Below are 14,450 nucleotides of genomic sequence, written 5' to 3'. Positions count from 1 at the left end.
TCAATTCGCTGGAGCCATTCCGCCCATGTCAATCCCAAGGCGCACATTCAGGCGCGAAGTCGCGTGCGCGAGAATGAGGCAAGTAAGGGTCATGAAATCCCAACCACGCTTTATTACTTGCATGGTGGTGCTGCTCTGCTTTCTGACACTCCGAATGGACGCGCAGGCGGCCGCGTTTGAAGTCACTGAACTGGTGCTGCCTGGTTCGGGTGCCCGCGCACAACCGGAACTGGTCGGTACCGTTCAAGGCGGCCTGGCCCTGAGCTGGGTGGAAAAGAGGGACAAGGGTCATCGGCTGCGTTTCAGTCAGCTATCCGCATCCGGCAACCCTGCCGAACAAGCTGGAGCTTCCTGGTCGCCCGCGCAGACCATCGCAGAGGGAGAGGACTGGTTCGTGAACTGGGCCGACACGCCGCATCTGGTCGTGTTCCGGGACGGCACGCTCTGGGCGCACTGGCTGCGCAAGAACGGAACCGGCATCTACGACTACGGCGTGGCACTGGTGCGTTCCGCCGACCAGGGTCGGACCTGGTCGAAACCGATCCGTCTGGAACCTGCCGGAGCGCGTCTGGATTACGGCTTTGTTTCGCTGTGGGAAAATCTCGATCACACGCTCGGCATTGCCTGGCTCGACAGCCGGCAGAAACAGGTGCCGGACGAAGGCCAGGACGAGCATCACGAGCATCACGAGCATGGAGGTGGTGCGATGATGTTGCGCGCAGCAAGCTTCGATGCCGAGCGCAAGCGATCTGCAGAACAGATCCTGGATGCGTCAACGTGCGATTGTTGCCCGACCTCGGTGGCGATGACCGGAAGTGGCCCGGTGCTGGCCTATCGCGGTCGCACAAATGATGAAGTGCGCGATATTCGACTGGTCAGGCTTGATCGCTCGGGCTGGACGAAACCGATCAGCGTGCATGCCGACAACTGGCAGATTGCCGGTTGCCCGGTCAACGGACCCGCCGTGGTTGCCCATGGCCATGATGTCTGGGTGGCCTGGTACACCGAGGCCGGGGCCAGGCCGTCAGTGCGACTGGCGCGGTCTTCGGATGCTGGCGAGAAATTCGAGCCGCCCCTGCAGGTTGCGGAAGGCTCGGGGCTGCTCGGCCGCGTGAATCTGGCCATGGATGCCGAGAGTGTCTGGATGACCTGGCTGGTCGAAGGCAGGAAGAACGACGCACAACAGCTCATGCTTGCGCGCTTTGACGCGGCCACTGGAAAGTTGATCCAGCAAGGCGTGGTTGCCGACTTGTCGGCGCGCGGCCGGGCCAGTGGTTCGCCCCAGATCCAGTTGCGCGACGGTGCGGCATGGATGGTCTGGACGGACATGGTGGATGGCCAGTTGCAACTGCGTGGAGCGCGGGTTCGTCCGAGTCAGTAGTACTCGACATCGACGCATGCAGCACATGGTCAGTTCAGCGGACCTGGTACGGATCCGCGATGCCGAAGGATTCGAGCACCTTGCGTTCCAGTGCCTCCATGCGTTCGGCATCGGTATCGAGTTCGTGGTCGTAGCCGAGCAGATGCAAGGTTCCGTGAACGGTCATGTGCGCGAAATGACTGCGCACCGGCTTGTTCTGTTCAGCGGCTTCGCGAACGACAACGGGCACGCAGATCGCCAGGTCCCCGATCAATGACAGGCTTGGCTGCAGTGGCAGATCGCTCGGAAACGAGAGAACGTTGGTCGCGTAGTCGCGTTTGCGGTACCGCTTGTTGAGCGCGCGACCCTCGTCGGCATCGACCAGACGGATGGAAAGTTCGGTTGCGCGGCGCCTGCGCGTGCCGAGCACGGTTGCTTCGATCCAGGACTGGAAACTCGCGTGACGCGGAATACCCCGGGATGGAAGGCCGGGACTGCGCGACAGATGCAGGTCGAGTTTCATTCGCGCCGCTCAGCGCCAGGCATCGCTGAAACGCTGGGTGCCTCGTGGTGCAGACTGGGCATTTCAGTCGCTGCAGGCGCGACGATCGTCCCGGTGCTGGCGGGGTTGCCAAGGGCTTGGGCTATCCCCTGAGCAGATATCAACAGAAGCGCGCAGATGGTCGCGAAGGTGAATTTCATTTGCTGTCGGCTGCCTTCGCGTTTTCAAGCGCGTCTTCGCGCGATTCGTAGGCACGCACGATGCGTTGCACGAGTGGATGGCGCACCACATCCTTGGAGTTGAAGAAGGTGAAGCTGATGCCCTCGACTTCGCGCAACACTTCAGTGGCATCGCGCAGTCCGGAGCGTACATGCCGGGGCAGGTCGGTCTGGGTCACGTCGCCGGTGACGACGGCGACCGAACCGAATCCGATGCGGGTCAGGAACATTTTCATCTGCTCGACGGTGGTGTTCTGCGCCTCGTCGAGAATCACGAACGAATCGTTGAGGGTGCGGCCACGCATGTAGGCCAGCGGTGCGATCTCGATCACGTTGCGTTCGATCAGTTTGGTCACGCGCTCGATGCCGAGCATTTCGTACAGCGCGTCATACAGCGGGCGCAGGTACGGGTCGACCTTCTGGGTCAGGTCGCCCGGAAGAAAGCCGAGTTTCTCACCGGCTTCGACCGCCGGACGAACCAGGATCAGGCGCTGCGCGCGGTTGTCGTTCAGCGCATCCACAGCCATGGCCACCGCCAGGTAGGTCTTGCCTGTGCCGGCTGGTCCGATCCCGAAGTTGATGTCGTGCGTGGCGATTGCATGCAGGTAGCGCGCCTGGTTGGGCCCGCGCCCCTTGATCATGCCGCGTTTGACCTTGACGCTGACTTCCTGGACACCTTCGGCCATCTCGGCAGCGATCGCCTCGATGCCGGATTCCTGCAGATGCAGGTTGATCTGTGCGGCTGTCAGGGTCTCGGTTTCGGTAATCGCATAGAGATCGTGCAGCACGCGGCTGGCCAGCTGCACCGGACGCTCGTCGCCAAGCACGCGGAACACATTGCCGCGATTGGCAATCTCGACGCCGAGTCGCAACTCGATCTGGCGCAGGTGTTCGTCGAAAGGGCCCACCAGGTTGGACAGGCGCTCGCCGTCATCCGGATCGAGCGTGAAATCGTTGCGTACGGGTTCGTTCATAGGGGCGCGAGAGTAGCGCGCAGTGGTAGCTTGCGCCAGAGCGACTTGCTCCTGAACGGCACCGCAGCGTGGTCGGCCGCTTCGAGGTTTCGGCGCTGGCTGCGGAGCCGGCGGCTGAAACGGAAGGCTGGCGTCGGTGAACGGCTGCGGTGACTGTGGCTGATCCGCTATCCTCCCGAGAAGGACGACAGGAACTGCGCAACTCGGCGCAAGCAGGCTGCCGGAAATGACCCGCGAAGCACTCCGCATTCTGATCATCGAAGACAATCCGGTGCTGCGTGAAAACATGGCAGCGGCTTTCGAAGCCGAAGGGCACGTGGTGGGCCTGGCCGGGGATGGCAGGAGTGGACTGATGCTGGCTCTGGAAGCGCGCCCGGATGTCGTTGTCCTCGACTTGTCGCTGCCTGGCCTGGACGGGCTCAAGGTCTGCGAGCAACTGCGTGCACGCGCCGATCGTCATGTGCCGATATTGATGCTTACGGCGCGCGACTCGCTGGACGACAAGCTGCGCGGATTTTCTGCCGGTGCCGACGACTATCTGCCCAAGCCATTCGCCAGCGCAGAATTGCTTGCGCGTTGCCTGGCATTGTCGATGCGACATCGCGCGGGAAAGGACCACGTACTTCAAATTGGCAGTCTGAGAATCAATCGGCGTGAGCACACGGTCGAGCGCAGCGGCCAGACGTTGAACCTGCACCGTACCAGTTTTCGCATTCTTCTCGAGCTGGCCGAAGCCTGGCCACGCACGCTTACGCGTTCCGATCTCGTGACCCGGCTCTGGGGAGACGACGCGCCCGAATCGGACCCCTTGCGTTCGCACCTCTATCTGCTGCGCCAGGCGCTCGACAAGCCGTTCGACAAGCCCATGCTGGAGAGTGTGCACGGGGTTGGCTACCGACTGGTCAGCGATACATGAAGCCGCAGTGGACAATGCGCAGCCGACTGATGCTTGCGTTCGCCGGAATCAGCCTGTTCGTCGCCCTGCTTTTCAGTGGTATCGCGGTGTTGTTCCTCTACACCGTCGAGGACCGTTTTTTCCACGATGCATTGCAAAGCGAGGCGCAGCGACAGCTCGCCCATCACGAACAGTTCAATCGCTGGACCTTGCCGCACAACGAATTCATGACGGTCTTCGAGAATGCGCAGGATTTTCCCGACGATCTTCGCGAAGCCTATCTGGCAGAACCGGCGCGTTCTGAATTTCGCGGCGCAGAGGGCAGGCACTACCATCTGGTTCGACTCGCGCAGGCAGATTCGGCCAAGGGGCCCGCGTTTCTTGTCGCCGAGGTCAACCAGCAACTTGTCGTGCGACGCATGCGCAGCAGCATCCTCGAGTTCCTGGCCTGGTCTGTTTCGCTGGTCGTCGGGATCGCCCTTGGCCTGGGCTTCTGGCTTGCGCGGCGCATGTCTGCCCCGCTGGCGGAACTTGCGAGTCAGGTCGAGGCGATGCAGCCCGACGATCCGCCACTCGATTCCGCGCAGGTTTTTCGCAGCCACGAAGTGGAAGTGCTGGCACGAAAGCTGGCCGCGCTGACTACCCGCGTGCACGATTTCGTCGAGCGCGAGCGCGAGTTCAGTCGGGATGTCAGCCATGAACTTCGCACCCCTCTGGCCGTAATCCGAAGCGGCTGCGAGCGCCTCGAGCAGGACAGGAGCTTGTCTGTTGCAGCACGTCGCCAGATCGGATTCGTCAGCCAGTCCGCCTGGCAGATGCAGCAATGCGTGGGGGCCCTGTTGTCGCTCGCACGCGAGCAGCCCGTCGACGACACGGTCGAGCAGACTGCCCTGATTCTGCCGGTTATCGAGCAGGTGGTGATGGAGCAGGGCCTACAACTGGAAGGCAAGCCGGTGGAAGTGTCGGTGGACGTGGATCCCGAACTGCAGATGCGTCTGCCGAGATCGATCCTGCACATCCTGCTGGGCAATCTGGTCGGCAATGCATTCGCCCATACCGGGCAGGGTCACGTGCGCATCGACACGGATGCGGGCCGCTTGCGCATCACCAATTCGCAAGCCATGCCGGATCTGGAAGCGGGCGATCTGTTCGAGCCATTTGCGAAGGGTGAGTCGAGTGCCGGTTTTGGGCTCGGGTTGGCGATAGTCCGGCGCCTCTGCGAGCGCTACCAGATCGACCTGCGCATCGAGTCCGGTCCGCAAGGCACCTGCGCAAGTCTGGATCTCGACAGGACTCCGAATCGCGTTTGACTCTTGATTCACATCACCTGTCCATGCTGGTGCTTCCTCGAACTCTGGAACTCGGTGATGAAAAAGCGAATGTTGAAACGACTCGGCAAGTTCGTGCTGGGCAGTCTGGCCCTTGTTCTCGTGCTGGGCGTGGCCGGCTACGTCTACGGCATCGGCTTCAAACTGCACGAACTGCCCGTGGCCGACCCGCAAAGCCAGCCAGCCGATCTGGCCCTTCTGCGCAATGCCATCCAGGAATCCCGTGGAAAAATCCTTGCCGTGGTCACCAGTACGGACATCAATCCCAATACGGGCAAAGCCACGGGCTATGAACTGACCGAGCTGTCACGGGCCTATTACGTGTTCCTGGCCAACGGCTACGAAGTGGATATCGCAAGCCCCCTGGGCGGCGAACCGCCCATGGTTCTCGATGACGGTCTGGTCGACGCGGATCATGCATTCCTCAATGACGCCACGGCGATGCAGAAACTCGAGAACTCCCTGCCAGTGGCCGAGGTCGATCCGGGCAACTATGCGGCTGTCTATTTTGTAGGTGGCAAGGGCACCCTGTTCGATTTTCCCGAGAACGCCGATATCCAGCACATCGTGCGCGCGATCTATTCGAATGGCGGCGTGGTTGGCGCTGTCTGTCATGGTCCGGCAGCACTGCTCAATGTGACCCTGGATGACGGCAGCTCCCTCGTGCAAGGGAAGCGCCTGACCGGCTTTACCAACGACGAGGAATTGTTCCTGACGAAAAAGGCCAGAGAGGTGTTTCCGTTCCTGTTGCAGGAATCGCTGGTCGCCAAATCGGCGCTGTTCGTCGAAGGCGAGCTTTACCTGGACAACACCGTCGTCGACGGCCGTCTGGTTACCGGGCAGAACCCGTGGTCGACCTGGTCGACGGCCGAAGCGATCATCACCGCCCTCGGTCATGATCCGGTTGCAAGGGAACGCAGCGGCGAAGAACTCGCCGTCGATGTCCTGCAACGCTACTACCGGGAAGGGCTGGCTGCTGCGCGCCAGGCCCGGTTGGCATGGCCGACGCTGGATCGACGCATCGTCCTCATGCACGCGCTGGTGGCCGGCATGCAGGCGCGCTGGGGCGATGCCTGGAACCTGCAGCGGCTGGCGCGACCCTAGGGCAACGCTGGCGGGCCTTCTGAAAACCACCTGTTCAATAGAGAATCAATCGGTCAGGCGACGCCTGTCAGCACGCAGCTCCTTGTTGCGCTGCCTTGAAGCGACTGCATGGATGCAGGAGGTAGAGGTCGCTCCAGCGCATCCTGCGCTCGCGACACTCGCACATCCCTGTGCTTCGCAACGCAGGAGCAGTTGCCGAGATGGCCGGTCCATCTGCGTCAGCGCGGCGCGATCTGCACGCAGACAGACGTCGTGGACGGTTGCGCCACTTGTTCAGCGTTGCCCTTAAGGAGCCGTTCCGGGTTATGTCTGGCCTGCCATCGCCTGCAACATCAGGCCCGTCATGTAGGCGCAATAGGTGCCGAGTGGCGTAACCGAGCACGGCCATCAACACGCCGACCGGTGCGAGGTTCGGGTGGAACGCGCTGGCCACGACCGGCGCGCTCGCGGCACCTGGCCAATATTGGCTTGCGAGCCTACCGCCATGAAGAACAACGGCGCGCGTATCCATTTGGCAATCGCGAGCATGATCAGCGCATGCACCGAGATCCAGCAGAAGCCCAGCGCAAACAGGCGCGGACGTTCGAACAATGCACCGATATCCATGTGCATGCCGATCGTGGCGACCATGATATAGATGCCGACCGAACCTACGCGTGATGCGCTGACACCTTCGAGTTCACGGGCGCGGGTAAAACTCAATGCAAGCCCGGTCGTGGTCGCAATGATCACCACCCAGAAGAATCCGAAGTCAGGCTGTAGCGGGACAGCTCAGGCGCAACCTCTGCAATCCAGCCGCCAGCGGGCTGCCGATTGCATGGGCGAGGCCGGTGGCGCCGAAGCCGACGCCGACGATGATCATCAGATCGTTCAGGGTCGGGATCTCGCGTGCTGGGCCTGGTAGGTTTCGATGCGACGCTTCATGTCTTCGATGCTGCGGGTGTCGGCGCCGGTCCAGCGATCGAAGGCCTCCGCCCGGGTAGCCAAGTAACAGAGCACGGCGGTCCACGTGGTGCCTACCAGGATGTCGACCGTCACGAATTGTCCGAACAGGTCACTGTCGACGTTGAACACCTCCTTCATTGCCTGATTCGCGCTGCCGCCTATCCAGCTTCCGGCAATCGTTGTCATGCTGCGCCGGCAGATCGCTGGCGACGGTTTCGTGGCGAGATCACCTCGAACAGGCCGAACGCGAAAACGGCGCCGAACATGACGCCGGCGGTACCGGCCAGTGAACATCACGATGGCCTTCGGGCCCATGCGCAGGATGCTCTGGAAATCGATGGACAAGGTCAGCAACACGAGTGCCGAGGGCAGCAGGTAGTCGCGAGCCATCGGATATAGCCCGCTGGCATTGCCGTCAATCAGGCCAATGCTGTTGAAAATGGAGGGAATCAGGTAGCAGAGCAGCAGGGCCGGTACATAGGTGTACAGACGCTTCCAGAATCCGTCTTTTCTCGACGAAGTCCAGAACACCAGCTCGAGCACACTGGCAAGCAGGCCGAAAACGACCGCGTCATCGGTGATCAGGGCAGTTGTGGAAGCTGGATCCTGCATGTCGTCGCCTCTCTTTGTGGGTTGACCTGTCAACGGGAGCCTTGTGGCTACTCGGATGTGCCGATTTCGGATTCGCGTGCTGCTCAATGTTCCCGGCTGGTCTGGATCGAGCTGCGCAGGGCAGCATGGGTAAAAGCACGAGATGTACCGGCAGCAGCAGCAGTATCCGGCGCTCGCTGGCCTGTACGAAACTGGAAAGGATCTTGCTGAACAGCGCGAACGCAGCGAGCAGGGCAATCAGCATTGCGATGCGACGTGCGAAGACGGTTGCCTGCCAGTCGGCGTGCCCGATCGCCACCATGTCGGCAGCAGCAGGATGCAAAGCGGATCGAACAGCAGCAGGTTCTCGTTGCGCCCATGCCGATACATGTTCTGGTGAAGCCCCAGAGACCTAGCAGGATCAGTCAAACAGCGCGCAGACCACGGAAAACAGCAGGGCCAGCGACGCGAACTGATGCGCGCCCAGCGTCGCTCGCGCTTGATCGAAAGGAAGCCCAGTAGCGATGCGGTCGCAAGGCCGATGGCGAAGAACGGGCCAGCGCAGGTCGGGTGGCAGCGGCGGTGGAGACGGCAGTCGCGCTTCAGCCAGCTGGCGCTCTTCGGAGACCAGTGGTACCGAATTCCCGGCTTCGTCCGTCACCTTCATTTCGCGCATGTGATCGCGCAGCCGCATCGGCACGAAGCTACCTCTTCTGCAGAACGACAGGCGCTGGTCGGAAACGGACCGAGCCCGATATCGATCACGCCCATCAGGAACGGATCCGGGCTGGTCAGGGCGTCAGCCAGCATGCGGTAGGTGAAGCCGCGCGACGGCGAGGTCATCTGCCGGCGCAGGTTGCCCTGCAATGCCGCGTCAAGCTGGTCGCGTACCTTGGTCGAACAGTTCGAGAGGAAATAGTCGTAGGCGTAGTGCCGGTTTTCGGGCAGCAGATTGGTGTCCAGAGCCTGCTTCAGGGCAAGCGCCTGCGCAGGCGTCAGCGTGCAGGCGTTGCTGTGTAACCGAGCGACCTTGCGATACGTAGTAGTCGATATCGCCTGGCATCATTGGCAGCGATCTGGTAGCGCATGCGGCCACGGATGAAGTTGAGAAAGAAGTCCTCTTCCTCGAAATCGAAGATGCCGTAGTTGTAGCTGACTGCCTCGCCACTGCCCGGATCACGAATCACGATCGCGTTGTGTCCGAACCGCTCCCAGTAGACCTGACCTGCCGAATGTCAGCAAACTGACCCGAGCGCCGGCGCGTCGTCGGTTTGAGCGAGGCAGAGGCGGTTCCGGCTATGACCTGCAGCAGGAAGATCACCAGCCCCAGCAGCAGATACGCCATGTTCCATCCGCGATGCTCGGGCCGTGATGCGGGTTTCAGGCTCCCCGCATGAATCACGCTTCCTGGATCCGTACGGCAAACTGCTGCACGCGCGGCGGGCATCACCCTTACTGACGCGAAACAGGAAGCCGGCCAGCCTGATCTCTTCGCCCGGCTGGGGCAGGTGGCCGAACTCGGCCGTGATCATGGCGCCGATCGTGTCGTAGTCCTCGACCGGAAAGCGGTGACCGAAACGGTCGTTGAAATCCTCGACCGAGGTCATCGCATTGACCATAAGTGGCCGTCGGTCTGCGGCTGGATCAGGTTGGGCGTTTCTTCGTCATGCTCGTCGTCGATATCGCCGACGATCTGTTCGAGCACGTCTTCAATCGTGACCAGTCCGCCGACCTCGCCGTACTCGTCGACGACGATGGCCATGTGGTGGTGTGTTGGCGGAATTCCTTGAGCAGGATATTCAGGCGCTGGTTTCCGGAATCAGGCCATTGGACGAAGCAGGCGGCGGATGTCGTCACCGCCGTTCTCGGCAAAGCAGCGCAGCAGGTCCTTGGCCAGCAGGATGCCGATGATCTGTCGCGATCCGTGCCGTGCACGGGAAACCTTGAATGGCCGGACTCGATGACGATGTCGAGGACATCCTTCAGCGAAGATTCCGCGGGAATCGAGACCATTTCCGACCGCGGGACCATGATGTCGCCGACGGTCAGGTCGGTCACCCTGATGGCGCTCGATCATCGAAAGGGTATGGTCCGACAGCAAGCCGTTGGCCTGGGCGGATCGCAGCTCTTCGATCAGTTCCTCGCGGCTGCTGACTTCTCCTGATAACGCGTGGGTCAGGCGTCCAAACCACGAACGCTGCGGGCTGCTACTGGGGGGTTCCTCGCCTATTTTCCGCTTGCACCCATGCGGGCGTAGCCGCGGAGTGTATCAAATGCGCATTGCAGGTCGAATGACCGGGAAAGCTGAACGAAACGGCCGTCGAGGGTCGGTCCGAATTGACCTGAGCGGGGCAAGCTGCTAACATCAGCGCCCCAAATCCGGTCTCCGGCTCGTCCGTGCTGCCTGATTGAGGGTCGTTCCCAGAACTAAGCATAGGCAACGCTACGTACGCAGTCGTACTCATTTCCGGTGCGCAGTACCGGGTGACCCAGGCGAGACCCTGCGTCGAAAAACTTGTCGGCGACGTCGACAGCACGGTCGATTTCGACCATATGCTGATGGTCGGTTCCGGCGAAGGCGTCAGCATCGGAGCCCCGCTGGTCGCGGGCGCAACGGTCGGCGCGAAGATCAAGTCGCACGGTCGCGCCGACAAGATCCGCATCATCAAATCGCCGCCAAGCACCACATGAAGCAGCAGGGGCATCGGCAGCACTACACCGAAATCGAAATCACCGCATCACTGGGGTGCTTCGAGCAAGAAGAAAGCGACCGCGAGTAAGTCATGGCACATTGCGAAAGCAGGCGGCTCAACCCGCAATGGTCGCGACTCGAATCCGAAGTACCCGGCGTGAAGAGTCCGGCGGCCAGGCTGTGCAGCGCTGGCAACATCATCATCCGCCAGCGCGGCACCAAGTATCGCCCGGGCACCGGCGTGGGCCTTGGCCGTGATCACACGATTTTCGCGATCATCGATGGCGTGGTCGAGTTCAAGACCGGGCGGGCGTCGACAAGCGCAAGCACGTCAGTGTGGTGCCGGCTTCGGCCAACTGACATCGTTTCGCCCGATTCGTGACAGAGCCCCGCCCTGTGCGGGGCTTTTCATTTGCACGCTGGATATGACCCGGGAAGCGGCCGCAGGAAGCGGCTTCAGCCGCGATGCTCCTGCTCATGATTTCCGCCAGCCTGATCACCAGCAACAAGGAAGAGCGTCACGGCTGAAGCCGTTTCCTACTGTAGAACGCACGTTGCAGCGTGCGATTGCTGTACGCTTTTCCGAATCCCGACTCCCCAATCCCGACTCCCGGCTCCTGAACCATGCAATTCGTAGACGAAGCCACCATTCGCGTCCAGGCCGGTAACGGCGGCAACGGCTGCGTCAGCTTCCGGCGCGAGAAATTCATTCCGTTTGGTGGCCCCGATGGCGGCGACGGTGCCGATGGCGGCAGCGTCTGGCTGGTCGCCGACGAGGGCCTTAACACCCTGGTCGACTTTCGCCACCAGCGCATGTTCAAGGCGGGTCGCGGCGAGAACGGCATGGGTCGACAGATGGCCGGAAAGAGCGGCAGCGACACGATCATCCGTGTGCCCGTCGGCACGGTCGTATCGAACATCGAAACCGACGAGCAGATTGGCGACCTGACCGAACACGGCCAGAGGCTGCTGGTGGCCCAGGGCGGTCGGGGTGGCCAGGGCAATATCCATTTCAAGAGTTCGACCAATCGTGCGCCGCGCAAGGCCACCCAGGGCTCGCCGGGTGAGGAGCGTGAATTGCGCATGGAGCTCAAGGTGTTGGCCGACGTCGGCATGCTGGGCTTCCCGAATGCGGGCAAGTCCACGTTTATTCGCGCCGTTTCCGCTGCCACGCCGAAAGTCGCCGACTACCCGTTCACGACCCTGCAGCCGCATCTTGGCGTGGTCCGCATAGAGACGGACAAGAGTTTCGTGATTGCCGATATTCCGGGCCTGATCGAGGGTGCGGCGGACGGCGCTGGCCTCGGCGTCCAGTTCCTCAAGCATGTCGCACGAACACGCCTGCTCCTGCACATGGTCGACATCGCGCCGCTGGATGACGACACGGATCCTGTCGAGCAGGTCAGGACCATCGAACGCGAACTGGCCGGATTCGATCCCGAATTGCTCAAGCGTGAACGCTGGCTGGTGTTCAACAAGCTCGACCTGATCCCGGTGGAGGAGCGCGAAAAGCTCGCCAGGGCGATCGTCAAGAAGCTCAAGTGGAAGCAGCCCTGGTATCTGGTTTCGGCCATTGCCCGCGAGAACACGTGGCCGATCTGTCTGGATATCCAGCGCTTTTTCGACGAGCAGCGGCGCGATGCCGCAGAAGCGGCCATCGCGGCGGGTCAGGACTGAGCCATGCGGGCAGGGAAGGCCGCTGATGGCCCTGGCTGCGTGTCAGCCACAAAAAAGCCGGCATCAGCCGGCTTTTTGCGTCGAGCTGCAGCGATTGGCTCAGGCCAGGGCGCGGATGCTCGCATTCAGGCGGCTCTTGTGACGAGCAGCCTTGTTCTTGTGGATCAGGCCGCGGGCGGCGTAGCGATCAACAAGCGGGGTGGCGCTCTTCAAGGCGGCTTCGGCGCCGGCCTTGTCGTTCGCGTCAATTGCCTTGACGACCTTCTTGAGCGCGGTACGGACCATGGAACGGGCGCTGACGTTGCGCTGACGAGCCTTTTCAGACTGGCGCGCACGCTTCTTCGCGGACTTGATATTTGCCAAGGTAAAACTCCAAAAGCGGGGGGCGGAAAAAGGGGCGGGATTATGCCGAGCCGATCGCCAAGAGTCAAACGGAATTCCGCCATGGCCACGCCCGGAGTCTCCTCGTGAAGGCCCCCAACATGCTGCGATCCGTGCTGACATTCAGTGGCGGCACCTTTGTTTCGCGCATTCTCGGCCTGTTTCGGGAAATGGCGATTGCCTGGACGTTTGGCGCCAATGCGAGCACGGATGCCTTCTGGGTCGCCTTCCGTATCCCCAACTTCATGCGCCGCCTGTTCGCCGAGGGCTCCTTTTCGGTGGCCTTTGTCCCGGTCCTGACCGAATACAAGGAAAAAAAGACCCCGGAGGAGCTCAGGGAACTGGTTTCGCGCACGTCGGGAACCCTCGGCGCGATCCTGCTCGTGGTCACTGCCCTGGGCGTATTCGGTGCGGCCTGGGTCACGCGCGGCTTCGCGCCGGGCTCGATCGACGAGCCGGAGAAGTTCGCCCTGACCACCGACCTGCTGCGCCTGACCTTCCCGTTTCTGCTGTTTGTCTCGATGACGGCCCTGGCCGGTGGCGTTCTCAACAGTTTCAACAAGTTTGCCCTGCCGGCGCTGACACCGGTCGTGCTCAACGTGTGCATGATTGCCGGTGCGCTATGGTTGTCGCCGCTGCTCGACGTGCCGATCATGGCCCTGGGTTGGGCAATCCTCGTGGCCGGCATCCTGCAGCTGCTGATCCAGTTCCCGGCCTTGCGCAAGCTTGATCTGCTGACCCTGCCGCGCTGGGGCTGGAATCATCCCGGCGTGCGCAAGATCCTGCGCCTGATGGTGCCGACCCTGTTCGGCTCGTCGGTGGCCCAGATCAACCTGCTGCTGGACACCCTGATTGCCTCGTTTCTGATTGCCGGATCGCAAACCTGGCTCTCGCAAAGCGATCGTCTGCTGGAGTTCCCGCTCGGCATTTTCGGCGTGGCACTGGGTACGGTGATCTTGCCGACGTTATCGCGCCACCATGTTTCGACCGACCGCGAAGGGTTCACCAGGGCGCTGGACTGGGGCTTGCGCACCACCTTGCTGATCGCCGTCCCGGCGATGCTGGCCCTGGTGGTGCTGGCGAAACCGATACTTGCCACGCTGTTCCAGCACGGCGAATTCACTGCGCGTGACGTCGACATGGCCTCCATGTCGCTGGCAGCCCTGGCCCTGGGCCTGCCCGCCTTTGCCCTCGTCAAGGTGGTGGCCCCGGCCTTCTATGCGCGCCAGGACACGAAGACGCCGGTGCGCGCCGGAATCATCGCGATGGTGGCCAGCATGCTGCTCAATGCCGTCTTCATCGGATTGCTGCTGGTTCTCTGGGAGCAGCCGGACAGCGCCGACGCAGGGCTGCTGACCCGGCTATCTACGATTCCCGGTCTGCACATGGGGCTGGCCCTGGCCAGCGCCTGCGCCAGCTACCTCAACCTGGGTCTGCTCTGGAGGGCCCTGCGCAGGGCAGGGATCTATCAGGCGCAGCCCGGATGGATGCTGCATCTGGTTCGTCTTGGCCTGGCCTGTATCGCGATGCTGGCGGTGCTGTGGGGTGGCCTTGGCTACACGCCTGACTGGGGAATCCTCGATGTCTGGTCGCGTGTCCTGCATCTGACCGGATTGATCGCGGCGGGTGGTGCGACCTTTGTGCTGGTGCTGTTCGGCAGCGGATTCCGGATGGGCAACCTGCGCGCGCCCTGATCGCTGGTCCATTCCGCCTTTCGGTTTGAGGTTCATCCGCAGGAGGCGGCTGAAGCCGCTTTCTCCGAAACAGCCGAACGTCGGCGCGG

The 14,450-nt window shown here is 62.1% G+C and carries 12 protein-coding genes and 6 pseudogenes; 8 read left to right on the top strand and 10 right to left on the bottom strand.

All coding sequences use genetic code 11. The features are described 5' to 3' along the window. Nucleotides 1-91 precede the first annotated feature (91 nt). Nucleotides 92-1,381: a hypothetical protein gene (locus R3F00_RS12320; RefSeq protein ID WP_371282084.1), complete on the top strand. Its 1,290-nt coding sequence runs from the start codon at nt 92-94 to the stop codon at nt 1,379-1,381. A gap of 34 nt (nt 1,382-1,415) precedes the next feature. On the opposite strand, the gene ybeY is transcribed toward R3F00_RS12320, so the two are convergent. Together ybeY and R3F00_RS12310 are read right to left on the bottom strand one after the other, a co-directional pair. After that, nucleotides 1,416-1,883 carry an rRNA maturation RNase YbeY gene (gene ybeY, locus R3F00_RS12315; protein ID WP_371282083.1) on the bottom strand — a complete coding sequence of 156 codons (468 nt, stop codon included), beginning with the start codon at nt 1,881-1,883 and terminating at the stop codon, nt 1,416-1,418. 175 nt (nt 1,884-2,058) lie between these two features. Next, complete coding sequence (locus R3F00_RS12310) at nt 2,059-3,054, bottom strand: PhoH family protein (protein ID WP_371282082.1); 996 nt, start codon at nt 3,052-3,054, stop codon at nt 2,059-2,061. Between the two features lie 226 nt (nt 3,055-3,280). On the opposite strand from R3F00_RS12310, the gene R3F00_RS12305 reads away from it, so the two are divergent. Genes R3F00_RS12305 through R3F00_RS12295 form a run of 3 tightly spaced genes read left to right on the top strand, consistent with a single transcriptional unit; the run spans nt 3,281 to nt 6,381 of the window. Then, nucleotides 3,281-3,970, top strand: coding sequence for a response regulator transcription factor (locus R3F00_RS12305; RefSeq protein WP_371282081.1), 690 nt, complete (start codon nt 3,281-3,283; stop codon nt 3,968-3,970). 14 nt (nt 3,971-3,984) lie between these two features. Continuing rightward, nucleotides 3,985-5,259: a sensor histidine kinase gene (locus tag R3F00_RS12300; protein ID WP_371282080.1), complete on the top strand. Its 1,275-nt coding sequence runs from the start codon at nt 3,985-3,987 to the stop codon at nt 5,257-5,259. A gap of 57 nt (nt 5,260-5,316) precedes the next feature. After that, entirely contained in the window at nt 5,317-6,381 is a 1,065-nt protein-coding gene (locus tag R3F00_RS12295; RefSeq protein WP_371282079.1) for a type 1 glutamine amidotransferase domain-containing protein, read from the top strand. A 67-nt stretch (nt 6,382-6,448) separates the two neighbouring features. On the opposite strand, the gene R3F00_RS12290 is transcribed toward R3F00_RS12295, so the two are convergent. The 7 genes and pseudogenes from R3F00_RS12290 to R3F00_RS12260 form a co-directional block, all read right to left on the bottom strand. Then, complete coding sequence (locus tag R3F00_RS12290) at nt 6,449-6,814, bottom strand: hypothetical protein (RefSeq protein WP_371282078.1); 366 nt, start codon at nt 6,812-6,814, stop codon at nt 6,449-6,451. After that, a pseudogene (locus R3F00_RS12285) lies at nt 6,769-7,938 on the bottom strand (DUF819 domain-containing protein). The gene R3F00_RS12290 and the pseudogene R3F00_RS12285 overlap by 46 nt, the downstream one beginning before the upstream one ends. A 400-nt stretch (nt 7,939-8,338) precedes the next feature. Continuing rightward, complete coding sequence (locus tag R3F00_RS12280) at nt 8,339-8,617, bottom strand: hypothetical protein (protein WP_371282077.1); 279 nt, start codon at nt 8,615-8,617, stop codon at nt 8,339-8,341. Beyond that, nucleotides 8,581-8,760 carry a hypothetical protein gene (locus R3F00_RS12275; protein ID WP_371282076.1) on the bottom strand — a complete coding sequence of 60 codons (180 nt, stop codon included), beginning with the start codon at nt 8,758-8,760 and terminating at the stop codon, nt 8,581-8,583. Before R3F00_RS12275 ends, R3F00_RS12280 begins: the two co-directional genes overlap by 37 nt. A gap of 60 nt (nt 8,761-8,820) precedes the next feature. After that, nucleotides 8,821-8,865, bottom strand: a pseudogene (locus tag R3F00_RS12270) (hypothetical protein); the annotation flags it as partial. Nucleotides 8,866-8,912: 47 nt separating this feature from the next. Continuing rightward, nucleotides 8,913-9,122 (bottom strand): annotated as a pseudogene (locus R3F00_RS12265) (DUF4105 domain-containing protein); the annotation flags it as partial. Between the two features lie 231 nt (nt 9,123-9,353). Further along, a pseudogene (locus R3F00_RS12260) lies at nt 9,354-10,147 on the bottom strand (HlyC/CorC family transporter); the annotation flags it as partial. Between the two features lie 203 nt (nt 10,148-10,350). Here R3F00_RS12260 and rplU point away from each other — a divergent pair. The 3 genes and pseudogenes from rplU (at nt 10,351) to cgtA (ending at nt 12,286) form a co-directional block, all read left to right on the top strand. Beyond that, a pseudogene (rplU, locus tag R3F00_RS12255) lies at nt 10,351-10,697 on the top strand (50S ribosomal protein L21). 10 nt (nt 10,698-10,707) lie between these two features. Next, a pseudogene (rpmA, locus tag R3F00_RS12250) lies at nt 10,708-10,969 on the top strand (50S ribosomal protein L27). A gap of 264 nt (nt 10,970-11,233) precedes the next feature. Then, a complete protein-coding gene (gene cgtA / locus R3F00_RS12245) occupies nt 11,234-12,286 on the top strand; it encodes an Obg family GTPase CgtA (protein ID WP_371282075.1) in 1,053 nt (350 codons plus the stop codon). Nucleotides 12,287-12,385: 99 nt separating this feature from the next. Here the strand turns inward: cgtA and rpsT are convergent, their stop codons facing one another. Further along, nucleotides 12,386-12,649 carry a 30S ribosomal protein S20 gene (gene rpsT / locus R3F00_RS12240; RefSeq protein ID WP_371282074.1) on the bottom strand — a complete coding sequence of 88 codons (264 nt, stop codon included), beginning with the start codon at nt 12,647-12,649 and terminating at the stop codon, nt 12,386-12,388. Nucleotides 12,650-12,753: 104 nt separating this feature from the next. On the opposite strand from rpsT, the gene murJ reads away from it, so the two are divergent. Continuing rightward, nucleotides 12,754-14,361 carry a murein biosynthesis integral membrane protein MurJ gene (gene murJ, locus R3F00_RS12235; RefSeq protein ID WP_371282073.1) on the top strand — a complete coding sequence of 536 codons (1,608 nt, stop codon included), beginning with the start codon at nt 12,754-12,756 and terminating at the stop codon, nt 14,359-14,361. The last annotated feature ends 89 nt before the right edge of the window (nt 14,362-14,450 follow it).

Source organism: Dokdonella sp., from assembly GCF_041395345.1.
Classification (GTDB): Bacteria; Pseudomonadota; Gammaproteobacteria; order Xanthomonadales; family Rhodanobacteraceae; genus Dokdonella.
Note: the sequence above shows the minus strand (reverse complement) of the source record. Positions and strands in the feature narration are given on the sequence as shown.